15 protein-coding genes are annotated in these 15,770 nt (G+C 73.0%); 9 read left to right on the forward strand and 6 right to left on the reverse strand.

Going from position 1 to position 15,770, the window contains the following annotated elements; translation table 11 throughout:
- Positions 1 to 39: 39 nt before the first annotated feature.
- Positions 40 to 408, reverse strand: a complete 369-nt coding sequence (locus P1K89_RS18550; protein WP_284617970.1) for a response regulator — start codon at positions 406 to 408, stop codon at positions 40 to 42.
- A 243-nt stretch (positions 409 to 651) separates the two neighbouring features.
- Here P1K89_RS18550 and P1K89_RS18555 point away from each other — a divergent pair, with 243 nt between their 5' ends.
- The 3 genes from P1K89_RS18555 to P1K89_RS18565 are packed head-to-tail and all read left to right on the forward strand — an operon-like array spanning position 652 to position 3,121.
- Complete coding sequence (locus P1K89_RS18555; protein ID WP_284617971.1) at positions 652 to 2,061, forward strand: hypothetical protein; 1,410 nt, start codon at positions 652 to 654, stop codon at positions 2,059 to 2,061.
- 34 nt (positions 2,062 to 2,095) lie between these two features.
- Positions 2,096 to 2,845: a metallophosphoesterase family protein gene (locus P1K89_RS18560; RefSeq protein ID WP_284617972.1), complete on the forward strand. Its 750-nt coding sequence runs from the start codon at positions 2,096 to 2,098 to the stop codon at positions 2,843 to 2,845.
- A gap of 54 nt (positions 2,846 to 2,899) precedes the next feature.
- The gene (locus P1K89_RS18565) at positions 2,900 to 3,121 is read left to right on the forward strand and encodes a hypothetical protein (RefSeq protein WP_284617973.1); all 222 of its coding nucleotides are present in this window, start codon (positions 2,900 to 2,902) and stop codon (positions 3,119 to 3,121) included.
- A 10-nt stretch (positions 3,122 to 3,131) separates the two neighbouring features.
- On the opposite strand, the gene P1K89_RS18570 is transcribed toward P1K89_RS18565, so the two are convergent.
- Together P1K89_RS18570 and P1K89_RS18575 are read right to left on the reverse strand one after the other, a co-directional pair.
- Positions 3,132 to 3,632, reverse strand: a complete 501-nt coding sequence (locus tag P1K89_RS18570) for a P-loop nucleotide/nucleoside kinase family protein (RefSeq protein ID WP_284617974.1) — start codon at positions 3,630 to 3,632, stop codon at positions 3,132 to 3,134.
- A gap of 73 nt (positions 3,633 to 3,705) precedes the next feature.
- The gene (locus tag P1K89_RS18575) at positions 3,706 to 4,749 is read right to left on the reverse strand and encodes an isocitrate/isopropylmalate dehydrogenase family protein (protein ID WP_284617975.1); all 1,044 of its coding nucleotides are present in this window, start codon (positions 4,747 to 4,749) and stop codon (positions 3,706 to 3,708) included.
- A 210-nt stretch (positions 4,750 to 4,959) separates the two neighbouring features.
- Between P1K89_RS18575 and P1K89_RS18580 the strand changes: the two genes are divergently transcribed.
- From P1K89_RS18580 to P1K89_RS18600, 5 genes are all read left to right on the forward strand, one after another.
- Positions 4,960 to 8,397 (forward strand): ATP-binding protein, encoded by a 3,438-nt coding sequence (locus tag P1K89_RS18580; protein ID WP_284617976.1) that lies wholly within the window; start codon positions 4,960 to 4,962, stop codon positions 8,395 to 8,397.
- A gap of 29 nt (positions 8,398 to 8,426) precedes the next feature.
- Complete coding sequence (locus tag P1K89_RS18585) at positions 8,427 to 9,116, forward strand: NAD(P)H-binding protein (protein ID WP_284617977.1); 690 nt, start codon at positions 8,427 to 8,429, stop codon at positions 9,114 to 9,116.
- On the forward strand, positions 9,113 to 9,520 hold the full coding sequence (locus P1K89_RS18590) for an Imm63 family immunity protein (protein ID WP_284617978.1): 408 nt from the start codon (positions 9,113 to 9,115) through the stop codon (positions 9,518 to 9,520). Before P1K89_RS18585 ends, P1K89_RS18590 begins: the two co-directional genes overlap by 4 nt.
- Positions 9,521 to 9,533: 13 nt before the next feature.
- On the forward strand, positions 9,534 to 9,866 hold the full coding sequence (locus P1K89_RS18595) for a hypothetical protein (protein ID WP_284617979.1): 333 nt from the start codon (positions 9,534 to 9,536) through the stop codon (positions 9,864 to 9,866).
- A 153-nt stretch (positions 9,867 to 10,019) separates the two neighbouring features.
- On the forward strand, positions 10,020 to 11,009 hold the full coding sequence (locus tag P1K89_RS18600; RefSeq protein ID WP_284617980.1) for a Bug family tripartite tricarboxylate transporter substrate binding protein: 990 nt from the start codon (positions 10,020 to 10,022) through the stop codon (positions 11,007 to 11,009).
- A 90-nt stretch (positions 11,010 to 11,099) separates the two neighbouring features.
- Here the strand turns inward: P1K89_RS18600 and P1K89_RS18605 are convergent, their stop codons facing one another.
- Positions 11,100 to 11,372, reverse strand: coding sequence for a DUF3297 family protein (locus P1K89_RS18605; protein WP_284617981.1), 273 nt, complete (start codon positions 11,370 to 11,372; stop codon positions 11,100 to 11,102).
- Between the two features lie 79 nt (positions 11,373 to 11,451).
- The gene (locus P1K89_RS18610) at positions 11,452 to 12,678 is read right to left on the reverse strand and encodes a WD40/YVTN/BNR-like repeat-containing protein (RefSeq protein WP_284617982.1); all 1,227 of its coding nucleotides are present in this window, start codon (positions 12,676 to 12,678) and stop codon (positions 11,452 to 11,454) included.
- Between the two features lie 159 nt (positions 12,679 to 12,837).
- Between P1K89_RS18610 and P1K89_RS18615 the strand changes: the two genes are divergently transcribed.
- A complete protein-coding gene (locus tag P1K89_RS18615) occupies positions 12,838 to 14,730 on the forward strand; it encodes a fibronectin type III domain-containing protein (RefSeq protein ID WP_284617983.1) in 1,893 nt (630 codons plus the stop codon).
- A 41-nt stretch (positions 14,731 to 14,771) separates the two neighbouring features.
- On the opposite strand, the gene P1K89_RS18620 is transcribed toward P1K89_RS18615, so the two are convergent.
- Positions 14,772 to 15,767 carry a tripartite tricarboxylate transporter substrate binding protein gene (locus P1K89_RS18620; RefSeq protein ID WP_284617984.1) on the reverse strand — a complete coding sequence of 332 codons (996 nt, stop codon included), beginning with the start codon at positions 15,765 to 15,767 and terminating at the stop codon, positions 14,772 to 14,774.
- Positions 15,768 to 15,770: the final 3 nt, after the last annotated feature.

The raw sequence follows: 15,770 nt of genomic DNA on the forward strand, positions 1-15,770 counted from the left end.
GGCAGCAGGCAAGGCGCATGCCACCGCGTCGGCCCGGGCTCACTCCACGCGCGGGAAGAAGCGGCTCAGCATCTCGGGCTGCACCGGCTTCACCAGCACGTAGTCGACGCCGGCGAGCTCCGCCTGCTCCCGGTCTTCCTCGCGCGACCACCCGGTCACCGCCAGCAGCGTCAGCTCCGGGCCGTAACGCTGGCGCAGCCGGCGCGCCAGCTCGCAACCATCCATCTCGGGCAGCCCCAGGTCCAGCAGCACGCAGTGCGGCGAGTGCGCGGCGATGGTGTCGAAGGCCTCGATGGCATCGTGCGCCACCTTCACGTTGTAGCCGTCGAGCTCGAGCAGGGTCTGCAGCGCCTCGGCCGCATCCGGCTCGTCATCGACCACCACCACCCTGACGTCGTCCTTCGCCATCACCCGCTCCCGTCTTGCCACGGATCAGCCCCGGCCGCGCCAGGCCCCGCGGGCAGGAAGCCCTTGCAGGATCTGATCGCCGCGGCCGGCGGCTGCCCCGTGCAAGCACATGGCGTGCCGGGTTTGTGAAGCAGCGGCCGGCACGCCGTCCGGCCCGCCGGATCGGCAGTCCGTCGCAGCACCGCGGCGCGCCGCCGTGGCAACGACTATGCTGCTCGGCTTTCCGACCACCCTCCGCTCCCCATGCACGTTATCTCGCGCTCTCCGTCGACCCGACGCCTCGCGCTGCTGATGGCCGCGACGGCCGTCGCCCTCACCGCCTGCGGCGGCGGCGGTGGCGGCGGCGCCGGCAACCCGCCCCCGCCGCCGGCGCCGGTGGCCGTCGCGACGCCGGGCGTCGCCGCCGTCAAGGTGCGCGCCAACGGCAGCGGCTGGGTGTTGCTGACCGAGAAGCTGCGCGCGCTGGAGAACGTCACGACACCCGACCGCCGCCTGCAGGTCTCGACCGACGGGCGCAGTGCCGGCGCGCCGATCACCGCGCCGGGCGGCTGGTCGCTCATCGACGTCGCGGTGCATCCGTCGGGCCAGATCAGCGTCGTGCTGGCGACCGACAAGGCGCTGAAGCTGCAGCGCCGGGGTGCCGACGGCGCCTTGATCGGCGAGTCCGATTTCACCGATCCGCAGGCCGCGACCGATCCGTTCGTCGGCGATCCGATCGTCATCCGCGATTCGCAGTCGCTGCTGCCGCAGGCCACGCGCGACGCGGTGCGCATCGCGCCGCTCGGCGAAGACCTGGTGCTGGCCGTGCGCACCGGCCGCAACGCGGTGGTGGCGCACCGGCTGGCGCACGCCGGCAACGGCCAGTTCACCCGCGCCTGGCGCCGGCTGGTCGAGCCGGGCGTGTTCATCGGCGGCCTCGGGCTGACCTCCGGCACCTTCGATCCGTTCAACAGCCTCGACAACCAGTGGAAGCTGACGCTGGACGTCGATGCGCAAGGCCGCAGCGCGATCGCCGTCAACCTGTACCTGACCGAGCTCGGCGCCGGCCATGCCGAGCACTTCCAGGAGCCGGCCGCGGCGTTGCCGCAGCACGGCGTGCTGGCGACGCGCCTCGATGCGCAGGGCCAGCGCCTGGGCACCACGGTGCTCGACACGTTGCAGCGCTCCGAAGTGCACGTGCTGCGCTGGGCCGGCGACCAGCTGCTGGTGGCCGGCCGCGTGCGCACCGAGCTGCGCGCCGACGGCTTCGGCTGGGACGGCTGGCTCGCGCGCGTGCCGGCCAACGGTGTCGGCGGCAGCATCCAGGTGCTGGACTTCGACCGCGGCGACGTGATCCTCGACGTCGCACCCACCGGCGACGGCCGGCTGATGCTGGCCGGCGCCACCGGCTACTGGCAGAACCCGAGCGGCGGCAGCATCTCGGAAGAAGCGCAGCCGCTGCTGGCCTTCGTGCCGGCCACCGGCGGCCCCGCGACCCGCGCCACCGCGCTGGCGGGCCCGCGCCACAACCAGCTGCGAAGCCTGAGCGCCTGGCAGGGCCGCTGGCTGGTCGGCGGCTTCGACAACGGGCCCGGCACGCACTCGGCCGATGCCGATCCGGCGAAGCTGACGGCCGATGGCCATCTACGGGACCGCAGTCTCGCGCCGTTCTGAACGCTGCCATTGCGCAGCCGCTGGAGGAATCGCCATGAAGCTCGCGTTGCTGTCGGACGTGCACGCCAATCTCGTCGCGCTCGATGCGGTGCTGGACGAACTGCGGCGCGAAGGCATCACGCAATTGGTGTGCCTCGGCGACATGATCCAGGGCGGCGTGCAGCCGGCGCAGACGGTGCAGCGGCTGCGCGAGCTCGGCTGTCCGATCGTGATGGGCAACGCCGACGCCTGGCTGCTCAGCGGCCGCATGACCGGCACCGAGGACTTCGAAGACGAGCGGCTCGCCGCGCTGGACGCCGCCCGGCAATGGACATTGGACCAGTTGGATGCGCAAGACCGCGCGTTCATCGGCGCCTTCCGGCCGACCGTCGAAATCGCGCTCGGCGGCACGCACCGGCTGCTGGCCTGCCACGGTTCACCGACCGACTTCGACCAGTTCCTGCTGCCGACGACGCCCGAGGAGGAGTTCCAGCGCCACCTCGCGCCCTGGGCCGACGCGATCGTCGCCGGCGGCCACATGCACCTGCAGTTCATTCGCCGCCTGCGCGACGGCTTCTTCTTCAACCCGGGCAGCGTCGGCGTGGCCTATCGGCACGCGCAGGCGGGACCCGAGATCCGGCTCGACCCGTGGGCCGAGTACGCGGTGCTGCGACTGCACGAGGGCCGGCCGGCCCTGGAGTTCCGCCGCGTGCCGTTCGATGTCGAAGCGTTGCGCGCGGCATGGCGGCGCAGCGACCGGCCCGGCGCGGAGCGCGCCCTCGCGCAGTACGACGCCAGCCTGTGAACAGGCCGGGCGTTCAGTCGCCCGACTTGCGGCGGCGGCATCTCGGAAGAATTGTTGCCGCTGCTGGCCTTCGTGCCGGCCACCGGCGGCCCCGCGACCCGCGCCACCGCGCTGGCGGGACCGCGCCACAACCAGCTGCGCAGCATCGCCCCGTGGCAGGGCCGCTGGCTGGTCGGCGGCTTCGAGAACGGCCCCGGCACGCATTCGGCCGATGCGGATGTGGCGAAGCTGACGGCCGAAGGCTATCTCAGGGACCGGTCGCTGGCGCCGTTCTGACGGGAGGGGCTCAGCCCGGCGCCGGTCGCCGCAGCGCGATGAAGAAGCCTTCGTCGGGCGCCGGCGCCTCGAAGAACGACGTCACGTGGCGGAAGGTCTCTTCGGTCAGGTGGTGCGAACCTTCCGGCCGCTCGATGTTGCGCCGGCCGATCTGCTGCAGGCAGATGTCGTCCGGCACGTCGACGTGGTGCAGCACATGGGCGGCGCCGGCGGATTCGAACAGCGAGCGGAACCACGCGCGCGACGCCCGCGTATTCGCCGGGTAGTCGAGCACGACGTTGTTGCCCGCGGCGAGCAGGTCGATCACCAGCGGCCCCGTCACGGTCTTCAGGCGCTTCGCGTAGACCAGGTAGTCATCGAAGGTCGTCATGCGGTCGCCGAAGAGCCGCGCCAGCCAGACGTCCTCGCTGATCAGCACCGCGTGGTGCTGCGCCGCCAGCGCCTTCGCCAGCGTGCTCTTGCCGGCGCCGGCCTTGCCGCAGAGGAAGTGGAGGCAGGCGGGGTCGGGCATGCGTTTGCTCCGTGTGCAGCCGGCCCATTGCCAATCCGAATCCGGACGGCGTGCAGGGCCGGCGCCCCGCCGCCTACGCCCCGCCCTTGATGCGCGCCACCACCGCCTTCGTGAACGCCGCAGTGTTCGCACTGCCCTTCAGGTCGCCGGTGCGCACCTGGTCGATGTTGAAGGTCTCGCTGATCGCGCGGCGCAGGCGGGTCGCCGAGTCGGTCAGCTTGCAGTGGTCCAGCATCATCGCCGCGGCCAGCATCAGCGCGGTGGGGTTGGCGATGCCCTTGCCGGCGATGTCGGGCGCCGAGCCATGAACGGCTTCGAAGATCGCCGCGTCGGCGCCGATGTTGGCGCCCGGCGCCATGCCGAGGCCGCCGACGAGGCCGGCGGTGAGGTCGGACAGGATGTCGCCGAACAGGTTGGTCGTCACCAGCACGTCGAACTGCCACGGGTTCAGCACCAGCTTCATCGCGCAGGCGTCGATGATCACGCTGTCGAGCTCGATCCGGCCCTTGTACTCGCGTTCCCACAGCTGCTGGCCGGTCTCGAGGAAGATGCCGGTCAGCGCCTTCATGATGTTGGCCTTGTGCACCAGCGTGACCTTCTTGCGGCCGGTGGCGATGGCGTGCTCGAAGGCGTAGCGCAGCAGGCGCAGGCTGCCCTGGCGGGTGTTGACGCCGGTGGCCATTGCCACCGCATGCGGGTCGCCGTCGATCGGGATGTAGGTCTCGTGGCCGATGTACAGGCCCTCGAGGTTCTCGCGCACGACGACGAGGTCGATGTCGTCGTAGCGTCCGCCGGGGATCAGCGTGCGCGCGGGGCGCAGGTTGGCGTACAGCTGGAAGGCCTCGCGAAGGCGCACGTTCGACGAGCGGTAGCCGCCGCCGGTGGGCGTCTCCAGCGGGCCCTTCAGCGCCAGCCGCGTCTTTCGGATGCTATCCAGCGTGGCCGGCGGCAGCGGATCGTTGGCCGCCTGGATGCCGCCCAGGCCCGCGGTTTGGTGGTCCCAGTCGAACGGGGCGTCCAGCGCGTCCAGCGCGGCCAGCGTGGCGTCCATGATCTCGGGACCGATGCCGTCGCCGGCGATCAGCGTGGCAGGGATGCGGGGCGTGGCAGTGCTCATGACGGTCGGCGATCGGGGACAACGGGAGGGGCCCGCATGATAGACGGCGGCCCTTTCAGCTCGCTGTCAAGCGCCGAGGCGACAGCCGCCGGCCGTTCCCGGGCGGCTTGGCCGCACGGCGCCATCCCCTGTCGTGCGCTTGCGCGCCGCCGCCTTCGCGCGGCATGCTTGCCGCCCACCCTGCCGGGCTGACCGTCGCCCGCCACCGCCTTGTCCGCCTTCGAGCTGCAGCTGTTCGGTTACCCGCGCCTCGCGCGCCAGGGCCGGCCGTGTTCGCTCGGCTCGCGCAAGGCGCTGGCGGTGCTCGCGGTGCTGGCGCTGGAGCCGCGCTGCCCGCGCGACCGGCTGTCGTCCTGGCTCTGGCCGGACATCGACAGCGCGGCGGCGCGGCGCAACCTGCGGCGCGACCTGTTCCGGCTGCGCGAGTTCGGCCTGCCGGTGTCCGAAGATGCCGATGGCAGCCTGGTGCTCGATGCCGCGGTCGTCGTCGACGTGCGGCGCTTCCGCCGCTCGCTGGCCGATGGCGACGCCGCCGGCGCGCTGGCGATCGCCGCGCGCACCGTGCTCGAAGGCCTGGACGGGGTCGCCGGTCCGGCCTTCGACCAGTGGCTGGCCGAGCAGCGCCACGGCCTGCTGCAGCGGCGCCAGCAGGCGCGCCAGGCCGAAGCCGAGCGCCGCGCGGCCGAGGGCGATGGCGACGGCGCGTTGCGGCTGTGGCGCGAGGCGCTGGACGAAGACCCGTGCCAGGAATCGGCGCTGCGGGCCGCGATGCAGCGCCTGGCCGCCACCGGCGAACGCGCGGCGGCGCTGGCGCTGTACGAGCGCAGCGCCGAGGCGCTGCGCTCGGAGCTCGGCGTCGCGCCGTCGCCGGCGGTGCAGCAGCTGGTGCGGCAGCTGCGCAGCGAGCCGGTCGCCCCGCTGCCGGCGACGCCGCCGAGCGAACCCGCGGCCGCGCCGGCCACCGCGCGCAGCCTGCTCGCCGAGCGCTCGCCCTTCGTCGGCCGCGGCGCCGCGCAGGCCGCGCTGCGCGCTGCGTGCCGACCCGGGCGACGGGTCTACCTGGCCGGCGTGCCGGGCGTCGGCAAGACCCGGCTGGCCTGCGAGTGCGCGGCCGCGGACGGCGCCTGGCTGCGCATCGCCTGCCTGGCGCACGACGGCGGCCAGCCTTACTCCACCGCGGTGCGCGCGCTGCGCTCGCTGCGCGACGCCGCGCCCGACGCGGTGCTGCCCGACTGGGTGCAGCGCGAGCTGGCGCAGCTGATGCCCGAGTTCGGTCCGCCGCCGCACGCGCTGGCCACGGCCGAGGCGCGTCGCCGGCTCGAGGCCGCCTGCGCCGAGGCGCTGCGGCGCCAGCTGCAGGACAACTTCAACGTGGTGGTGCTCGACGACTGGCAATGGTGCGATCCCGACAGCGCCGCGCTGCTCGGCTCGCTGGGCGCGCCCGGCTCGGGCGTGGCCTGCATCGTCGCCTACCGCAGCGCCCAGTTGCCGCTGCCGCTGCTGGAACAGATGCGGCGCGAGGTGGATGGCGGCAGCGCCGACCTGGTCGAGTTGCCGGGCTTCGACGAGGCCGAGGCGCTGGCGCTGGTGCGGGCGCTGTCGGGGTCGGCCGCCGGCGAACGTTTTGCGCGCCGCCTGCAGCAGGCCACCGACGGCAACCCCTTCTTCCTGCTCGAGACCCTGCGCTTCCTGTTCGAGCAAGGGCTGCTGCGCGAGGACGCCGACGGCGGCTGGAGCACACCTTTCGACGAGCGCACGCAGGACTACGCCGAGCTGCCGGTGCCGCCCAGCGTGCGCGAGGCGGTGTGCGCGCGGGTGCGGGCGCTGGGCGATGGCACGCGCCGGCTGCTGGAGGCGGCGAGCCTGGCCGGCGGTCCGTTCGACGCGGCGCTGTTCGAAGGCCTCGGGCCGGCGACGGCGGCCGACGCGGTGCCGCTGCTCGAGCTGGCGCAGGCCGCGCGCCTGGTGCTGGCGGAGCCGGGGCCGGCGGGCGGCCTGCGTTTTGCGCACGACCTGGTGCGCCAGTCGCTCGCCGAGAGCCTGTCGCCCGCGCGCCGGCAGTGGCTGCACGCCCGGCTTGCGCAGCGGCTCACCGAACGCGGTGCCGCGCCGGCGCTGATCGCCGCGCAGCACGAGCAGGCGGGTGATGCCGCGGCGGCCGTCGGCTGGCGGCTGCGCGCCGGCGACGCGGCCTGGCACGTGCACGCGCTGGCCGAAGCCCGCCAGCAGTACGAACAGGCGCTGGCCGACAAGCCGTCGCCGGACGACGAGGTGCGCGTGCGGCTCGCGCTGTCGCGGCTGCAGCACCGCCTGGCCAACCGCGCGGCGGCGGTCGCCGAAGTCGATGCGGCCGTCACCGCCGCCAAGCGCGCCGGGCCGGCGCAGCGGCTTGCGGCGCTGCTGGCGCGGGCCGAGGCCTGGTCGGCCGAGGAGCGCGGCGACGACTGCCTGGCGCTGCTCGACACGCTGGGCGCCGACCTCGCCCAGGCGCCGGCGGTCGATCGCGCGCGGGCGCTGAACCTGCGCAGCAAGGTGTTGCGCCGCCGCGGTCGCCACGACGAGGCGCAGGCGTTGGACCAGGCCGCCTTCACGTTGCTGGAAAGTGCGCCCGACGCGCAGCGTGCGCTGGCGCAGGCCCTGGACGGCGCGGCACGGCTGGCGCTGGTCCGCGGCGATGCGCAGGCGGCCGAGGGCCTGGCCGGGCGCGGCGCCGCGGCGGCCGAGGCGGCCGACGATCCCGGCCTGCTGGCCGAGTCGCTGACCCTGCTCGGCGTGTGCCTGCTGCATGCACGTGCCGACCGCGCCGCCGCGCGCACGGTGCTGGAACGCGCACGCCGTGTCGCCGACGCCTGCCGCCACGTGCCGGCACAGCGCTCGGCGATCCTCAACCTGGTGAAGATCCACACCGATTCCGGCGATGCCGAGGCCGCGCTGGCGCTGCTGCAGGAAGGCGAGGCGCTGGCACCGGGCTTCGAGCACGCGCTCGCGGAGCAGGCCTTCGCGCAGGCCCGCTACTACGTGCAGTACCTGCGCGGCCAGGTCGCCGAGGCCGACGCCGCCGCGCAGCGCCTGCTCGCGCTGGCGCGGCGGCTCGACAACGCGGGCACCTTGCGCATGTCGCTGCTGATGGTGGTCGACCTCTACCTGCAGGTGGGCCGGCTGGAACCGGCGCAGCAACTGCTCGACGAAATGCAGGCGGCCGTCGATGCCGAGATGCCCGCCGGCATGCACAGCATGCTCATCGCGAAGCGGGCCTGGCTGGCCCTGGCGCGCGGCGATGCCGCCGGCGCGCGCGCGCTGATGGCGGGCATCGATCGCTCGGTGAGCTACCGCTTCGAGGACAAGGCGCTGCTCGCCTGGGTCGGCGCCGCCGCGGCGCTGGCCGACGGTGCGGTCGACGAAGCTGCGGGCTGGCTGGCCGAGGTCGACATCCAGGCCGAGCTGCCCACCGAGATGCTGGCGATGCTGCTGGTGCAGCACATCGCCTGGGCGCGTGCGGCCGGCCGGCCCGACGACGCCGCGCGCCAGCGCGCCGAAAGCCTGCTCGGCGCCGGCCGCGTGCCGGCGCTCGAGGCGCGCCAGCTGTGCGAGGCGCTGGACGCACCGGCCGCGGCGCCGGCCCTGCGCGGCCGCATCGACAGCCGCTGAAGCCGCGGCGCTCCCGCTACAGTGCACGCGTGGCCGCAACTGCCCGCTCCCCCGCTGCTGTCGACCCCCGACGCGCCTGGCTGGCCGGCGCCAGCGGGCTGGTCGGGCGCGCGTTGCTGCAGCGGCTGCTCGACGATGCGCGCTGGCAGCACGTCGACCTGCTCGCGCGGCGCGCGCTGCCCGGCCTGCCGGCGCATGCGAAGCTGCAGCCGCACCTCATCGACTTCGCGCAGCCGCCGTCGACGCTGCCCGCCACCGACGACGTCTTCATCGCGCTCGGCACGACGATCAAGGTGGCCGGCTCGCAGCAAGCCTTCCGCCACGTCGACTTCGATGCCGTCGTGAACACCGCGCGGGCAGGGCGAGCGGCCGGCGCGACGCGGCTGGCGGTGGTGTCGGCGCTGGGCGCCGATGCCAGCTCGTCGGTGTTCTACAACCGGGTCAAGGGCGAAGCCGAAGCGGCGCTGGCGGACCTCGGCTACGAATGCCTGGTGATCGCGCGGCCCTCGCTGCTCGCCGGTGACCGCGCCTCGCTGGGCCAGCCCGAACGCGCCGGCGAGGTCTGGGCCCTGCGGCTGCTCGGACCGGTGATGGGCCTGGTGCCGAAAGGCGTGCGGCCGATCCGGGCCGACGATGTCGCGCGTTCGATGATCGCCGCGCTGGCGCAGGGCACGCCGGGCCGCCGCGTGCTCAGTTCGGCGCAGATGCAGCCGCGATGATCGAGTCGCTGCAGCAGATCGAGGCCCGGGTCGCGGCGCTGGCCGCGCGCATCGATGCGCCGGCCGCTGCGTTGCCGACCTATGGCCGCACGCGCGACGGCGCCCATCCGCACATCGAAGTGCACGGCGGCGCCTACCACTACGTCGTGGTCGAGCGCGGCATCGAGCAGGAACACCGGCGCACGCCGGCGCTCGACGAGCTGCTGTTCTGGATCTTCGACGATGTCTCGAGCCAGATGGCCTTCGCGCACGAGCTGCGCCATCGCATCGCCGGCCAGGACTGCCGGCGGCTCGCGTTCGCGAAGAAGCTCGAGCTGATGGGCCGCCTCGATCCGGCGTATGCCGAACGCGCGGGCCGCGAGATCACCGCGGTGCTCGCGCGGCACCCTTACCGCGACGGCTGAGACCGACCCGCGCATGTCCTCCCCCGCCTTCGTGATCGCCATCGTCTTCAGCGTCTTCCTGGGCGCGTGGCCGCTCGCCTTTCTGGTCGCGATCGTGTCGCAGGCGATCAAGCAGCGCTGGCGGCGCGTCGGCCAGCTGGCGCTGCTGCTGCCGGTGTGGTGCGTGGCTGCCTCCATCGGCCTGCTGCAACTGCCGCGCCTGATCGCGGCCCTCGACGGCACGGCGCCCGGTGGCGGCAAGCCGGCGCTGGCGGCAGTCGCGGTGGGTCTCGCGCTGTGCCTCGGCGCGCTGGTGTGGGCCCTGCTGGTGCAGTCGTTCGGCAAGCAGGCAGGCGGCGCTCGCTAGTGGCCGAGGTCCTCGAACCGCACGTCGTCGAAAGGCTTCGGGACCCGCACGTCGGCGGCGAGACGCCCTTGGTAGGCGCTGCGCCGATGGGCGCCATGGCAGAGAGCGTCTTGTAAGCTCGCGCGTTCACACCACTCTTCGTCGCCCACCGCCATGAGCATCTCTCCTGACCGCCGTGCGCTGCTGCGCGCCGGCGCCGCTGCCGGCCTGCTGGCCTCGATCGCGCCGAGCGCGGTGCTCGCGCAAAGCGGCCGCACCTTGCGCATCCTGGTCGGCTTTCCACCCGGTGGCGGCACCGACGCGATCGCGCGGTTGCTGGCCGAGGCGCTGAAGGACGAACTCGGCGGCGCGACGGTGATCGTCGAGAACAAGCCGGGCGCCGGCGGCCAGCTCGCGGCGCAGGCGCTGAAGGCGGCGGCGCCGGACGGCAATACCTTCTTCCTGTCGCACGACCACAGCATCTCGATCCTGCCGCAGGTGGTGAAGTCGCCCGGCTTCGACCCGGCGACCGACTTCGTGCCGGCAGTCGGCTTCGCGACCTTCGTCAACGCGTTCGCGGTCTCCGGCGGCACGCCGGCCAAGTCGTTCAACGAGTACGTCGCCTGGGTCAAGGGCCAGGGTGGCAAGGGTGCGGTCGGCGTGCCGGCGCCGGCCTCGGTGCCGGAGTTCCTGGTCAAGCTGATCGCCGAGAAGTACAAGCTGGACCTCGTCGCCGCGCCCTACCGCGGCAGCGCGCCGATGATGGCCGACATGCTCGGCAACCAGATCGCCGCCGGCGTCGGCAGCATTCCCGACTTCATCGAGAACCACCGCGCCGGCAAGCTGCGCGTCGTCGGCGTGCTCGGCGGCGCGCGCCAGGCGGTGATGCCCGACGTGCCCACCTTCGCCGAGCTCGGCCTCGCCGGCTTCGAGGACGTGCCGTACTACGGCCTGTTCGCGCCCGCCGGCACGCCGCGCGCGGCGATCGACGCGTTCTCGGCGGCCGTGGCCAAGGTGCTGGCGAAGCCCGCGCTGCGCGATCGCCTGACCGCGATGGGGCTGACGGTGGGCCACATGACGCCGGACCAGCTCGGCCAGCGCGAGCGCGCCTACACGGCGACCTGGGCGCGCATCATCAAGGCCACGGGCTTCGTGCCGCAGTGAGCCGGCACGAGGCGGAGCGAGCGACGGGCCGCACCAAGCCGGCCCGCCTTGCCTCGGGGGATCGGCCGACGTACCCGTCGGCCGAGGGGCTCAGCGGTAGTACGCCTCGACCACGCCCTTCAGCGTGATCAGCAGCGGGTTGCCCTTGCGATCCTTGGTCTTGCCCGAGGGCACCTTGATCCAGCCGCCGCTGACGCAGTACTCCTCGACGTCGTGGCGCTCCTTGCCGTTGAAGCGGATGCCGATGTCGTGCTCGAACACGGCGGCCACGTGGTGCGGGCTGCGCGGGTCGACCGAAAGGTGGTCGGGAAGCGGCGGTCGGGTTGCCGGGGCGGCGGGGGTGCTGGCGTCGGAATCGGTCATGGTCGTCGGAAGCAGTCGGGGCGGCCGGAGCGGCCGCTGAGCCGGCGATTTTCCGCGATCGGCGCGTGACCGGCCGCGCTCAGTAGCCCGCCGCCGCCGCCAGCGGCAGCAGGTCCGCCGTCGTGCCGACGAAGAGCAGGCCGCCGAACACGTCGCCGTAGACGACCACCTGGCCGCCCTGCTCGCCGAGGTAGACCTTGGTGCCGGCGTAATAACGTGCGTTGTAGCCGGAGACCACCTGCGTCTGCGCGCCGGCCGGCGCGAAGAACTGCGGGTACGCGGCTTCGGCCCAGTTGAAGATGCGGTCGAAGTCGCTCGGCGCGCCGAAGGTGTAGCTGTGGAGCTGGCCGCCCCAGGCGCCGATGACGGTGTCGCGGTTGACCGGGTCGAGCATCATCGCGTTGACGCCCAGCGGCCCGTTGTTGGCCTCGGTCCAGTTGGCGCCGCCGTCGGTGGACCGGTACAGCCCCTCGGTCGCGCCGAGGTAGACGATGGCCGGGTTGCCGGGATCGACGATGATGCTCTTGACCCACACGGCGTCCATCGTCAGCGGCGCGCAGCGGCCCTGCGGCATGCAGCGGTTGATCGCCTGCCACGTATTGCCGCCGTCGCTGCTCTTGTAGACGCCCGCGCCATTGGTGCCGGCGTAGACGTTCATCGAGTTCTTCGGATCGACGACGATCGTCTTCACGCTGGTCAGCTGCGTGCTGACCTGGCTCCAGGTCTTGCCGGCGTCGGTGCTGCGGAAGATGCCCGACGAGACCGCGCGGAACACGACCTGCGGATTGCCCGGGTCGACGGTGATCGCGCTGACGGTCAGCGTGCCGGACAGGTATTGCCAGGTCGCCGCGCCGTCGCTGGACTTGTAGACGCCCGCGTTCGCGCCGGCGTAGACCACGTCGGGGTTCTTCGGGTCGGCCGCCAGCACGAGGGCGAACGGGTTCTCGCTGACCCAGCCGGTGCGCTGCCAGGACGCGCCGCCGTCGATGCTCTTCTGCAGGAAGGAGGGCGTGATGTACAGCCTGGAGCCGGCCACCGCGAGGTCGGTGACCGAGTAGTAGCCGGCGGGCGACGGCGTGATGCCGGTGTTGCTGCGGCTCCAGCTCTGGCCGCCGTCGCGCGAGACGTAGATGCCGGCCTGGGTCGCCGCATAGCGCGTCGACGCATTGGCCGGGCTGGCGGCGATCACGTTGATCAGCGTGGCATTGCCGCCACCGGGGCTGGGCAGGCTGGTCCAGGCATCGATGCCGGCCCAGGCCGGCCAGGCCGCGAACATGGCCACCAGGCCGGCCAGCACTGCACGCATGAGGTCGCTCCGCCACCGGGTCCACCGCCCGGCATCCCCCTCGATATCGCCGGGCCGCGGGCGCAACTTGAGGCCGCACCGGCCGGAGCGTGTGCAATGTTGGCGTGCCGGCGCGCGGCGGCATGCACCGCTGCCAGACGGTTCGCAGTAGCCTGCGACATGCACAAGCCGCTCCGCCTGCCGCTGTTCGTGCGCCCTGGCGCGCCCTTCATCGCGAGGGCCTGGCTCGCCCCGTGCGCGCTGTTCGCGGCCGCGGCGGCCGCGCAGCCGGTGCCGCGGCTGGAGCTTGCCGGCGGCGTCTACACGCTGACCCTGCCCTACGTCGAGGTCGCCAGCGGCGGCACGCGGCAGGCCTGGGCGGCCCGCCTGGGCTCGAGCAACCTGCAGGCCTTCGCGGTCGAGGCCGGTTCGGTTCAGCCGGTCGCGCTGCTCCCGGCGGCCGAGAACCCGGCCAGCGTGGTGGCGACCGGCGCTGGCTTCCGGCTGGTCCTGCCCTACCTGGAATTCAGCGTCGGTGGTTCCACCCGCGCCTTCGCGGCGGCGCTGAGCAGCAGCGACCTCCAGTCCTTCCTGGTCGATGCGTCCTCGGTGCAGGAAGTCGCGTTGCGCACCACGCTCACCGCACCGGGCGCCGTCAAGCTGTCGGCGGTGGACGTGCGCACCGTCGGCGGCGCCAGCTTCGGCTCGTCGAGCCGCCTTCAGGTCGGCTGGACCGCGCCGACGGACTACACCGTCGATCACTACGAGATCACCGCCACCGAGGCGCTGATGAATACGCGCATCAGCGCGACCGCCGCCGCCGGCGCACGCAGCGTGACGCTGACGGCGCTGAAGGCCGCGACGGGCTACGCGGTGGTCGTCAAGGCCTGCGCGGATGCGGCCTGCCATCGCGCCGGCAGCGCCGCGGCGGTCCACACGACGACGGCCGCGGAAGTCTGGCAGCTGCAGGGCAGCGGCAACACCGTGGCGGGCCTGGGCAGGCCGGTGGCGGACGGCAACGCGCGCCTGTCGGCCACGCGTTTCGGCCCGGGCGCCGGCGCGGCGGCGGACACGGTGCAGCTCTACTACGGGCCGATGGGCGTCAGCGGCCAGTCGGTGGCCAGCAGCGGCGTGGTGTCCGCCGCCCACCCGGCCAGCTACCTCGCCGGCTTCACCAGCTTCGCGACGACCAGCGGGCTGCGCTCGCCGGCCTCGGCCACCAGCGGCATCAAGAGCATCATGACCGGCCAGGGTGTGCCGCTCGCCGCCGCGCTGGGCGCGAAGGTGCGCCTGTTCTTCGAGAGCAACGATGCCGACGGCAAGACACGCATCTACGCGGTCGACAGCGTCGACGGCTGGCTCGGCCGCGACTTCAACCGCGGCACGCCCACCACCTGCTCGACCAGCGCCGACTACGCCGCCGCCGGCCCCTGCGCAGCCACGCTGGTGCTCGGCGTCGACGGCGATGCGCTCAACCCGGTGCCCAAGGTGCGCGCGGTGCGCCAGAACAAGGTCGGCTGGCCGACGCTCACCGATTGGCGCTGGGACGGGGCCGCGGGCGGCTTCATGGTCTTCACGATCGACCGCGTCGACGGCTGCACCACGGCCACTCACAATCAGGGTTATGCCCTGTGGAACGGCACGCGCTTCGTGCCGCAACTCGACGCCTCCGGCTGCCCGAAGGCCTTCAAGAGCGCGCAGGCCGCAGTGCCGATGCACATCGGCGGCGCCCGCTACAAGCTGTACTTCGGCGACCCGTCGGTCACCGCCGGTCGGCTCGCCGGCAGCCCGCTGCCCTTCGTCGGGCCGAAGAAGCTGGTTTATGGCGACGGTGCCAGCGGCGGCGATGCGGGCATCCTGGAGTTCGAGGACTGGGAAGCCGTGGCACAGGCGCGAAGACTGGTCTTCGTCTGGCCGAACGGCGAGCCGCTGAACGACACCGCCGAGGGCTACATCGACGACTTCCACTTCCTCACGCCGACGGGCAGCCTCGACCTCCAGGTGCTGTACCTGTCGATCACCGACGGCGGCGTCGTTCCTTTCGCCGCTGCCGCGGTGCTGCTGAATCCGTGAGCCCGCACGGCCCGGGGCGACCGGGGCGGGCTCGGCATCGATCACTCAATGATCACCTTCGCGTCCTTCACCAGCTTCGCGAACTTCTCGGTCTCGTCCTTGATGCGACGCGCCATCGATTCGCTGCTGTCGCCGATCGGCTCGGCGCCGATCTCGTCCATGCGCTTCCTGAACTCCGGCGACTGGATGATCTTCGTCATCTCGGTTTGCAGCTTGACGAGAACGTCCTTCGGCGTCGCGGCCGGCGCCAGCACGCCGAACCAGGTGCCGATGTCGAAGCCCTTCAGGCCCGCTTCGGCCAGCGTCGGCACGTCGGGCAGCGCGGACGAGCGTTTCGCCGTCGTTACCGCCAGCGCGCGCAGCTTGCCGGCCTTGATGTGCTGCAGCACCGGCGTGATGGTGTCGAAGGACATCGCCACCTGGCCGCCGAGCAGGTCGGTGGTCAGCGGGCCGCTGCCCTTGTAGGGCACGTGCAGCAGCTGCACGCCGGTCAGGTTCTCGAACTGCGTGCCGATCAGGTGCTGCGCCGTGCCGTTGCCGTTCGAGCCGTAGCTCAGCGGGTCCTTGGCGGCCTTCGCGTACGCCACCAGCTCGGCGACGCTCTTCGCGGGCGTGGCCGCGTTGATCACCAGCACGTTGGGCACCATCGCGATCGTGGTGACCGGCGCGAAGTCCTTCTGGAAGTCATAGGGCAGCTTCTTGAAGACGCTGCTGGCGATGGTGTGGTGCACCGCGCCGATCAGCAGTGTGTGGCCGTCGGGCTTCGCCTTCGCGACGAGGTCGGCGCCCAGCGTCGCGCCGGCGCCGGGCTTGCTCTCGACGATCACCGGCTGGCCGAGCACCGGCTGCAGGCGGTCGGCCAGCGCGCGGGCCAGCACGTCGGTGGTGCCGCCGGCCGGGAACGGCACGACCAGCGTGACGGGCTTGCTCGGCCAGGCCTGGGCGTGCACGGTGCTCGCGGTGGCCAGGGCGCCGAGCGTCAGCGCCAGCGCGGCCGCAGCGAGCTCGCCGCGGCGGGGGTTTAAGGTCTTGCGCATGGG

The organism is Aquabacterium humicola, from assembly GCF_030167915.1.
GTDB lineage: Bacteria > Pseudomonadota > Gammaproteobacteria > Burkholderiales > Burkholderiaceae_C > Pseudaquabacterium > Pseudaquabacterium humicola.

Coding starts and splice junctions, on each gene's coding strand:
- P1K89_RS18620 (WP_284617984.1), bottom strand. CDS start 15,767: ATGCGCAAGACCTTAAACCCCCGCCGCGGCGAGCTCGCTGCGGCCGCG.
- P1K89_RS18570 (WP_284617974.1), bottom strand. CDS start 3,632: ATGCCCGACCCCGCCTGCCTCCACTTCCTCTGCGGCAAGGCCGGCGCC.
- P1K89_RS18600 (WP_284617980.1), top strand. CDS start 10,020: ATGAGCATCTCTCCTGACCGCCGTGCGCTGCTGCGCGCCGGCGCCGCT.
- P1K89_RS18575 (WP_284617975.1), bottom strand. CDS start 4,749: ATGAGCACTGCCACGCCCCGCATCCCTGCCACGCTGATCGCCGGCGAC.
- P1K89_RS18610 (WP_284617982.1), bottom strand. CDS start 12,678: ATGCGTGCAGTGCTGGCCGGCCTGGTGGCCATGTTCGCGGCCTGGCCG.
- P1K89_RS18560 (WP_284617972.1), top strand. CDS start 2,096: ATGAAGCTCGCGTTGCTGTCGGACGTGCACGCCAATCTCGTCGCGCTC.
- P1K89_RS18550 (WP_284617970.1), bottom strand. CDS start 408: ATGGCGAAGGACGACGTCAGGGTGGTGGTGGTCGATGACGAGCCGGAT.
- P1K89_RS18595 (WP_284617979.1), top strand. CDS start 9,534: ATGTCCTCCCCCGCCTTCGTGATCGCCATCGTCTTCAGCGTCTTCCTG.
- P1K89_RS18605 (WP_284617981.1), bottom strand. CDS start 11,372: ATGACCGATTCCGACGCCAGCACCCCCGCCGCCCCGGCAACCCGACCG.
- P1K89_RS18590 (WP_284617978.1), top strand. CDS start 9,113: ATGATCGAGTCGCTGCAGCAGATCGAGGCCCGGGTCGCGGCGCTGGCC.
- P1K89_RS18555 (WP_284617971.1), top strand. CDS start 652: ATGCACGTTATCTCGCGCTCTCCGTCGACCCGACGCCTCGCGCTGCTG.
- P1K89_RS18615 (WP_284617983.1), top strand. CDS start 12,838: ATGCACAAGCCGCTCCGCCTGCCGCTGTTCGTGCGCCCTGGCGCGCCC.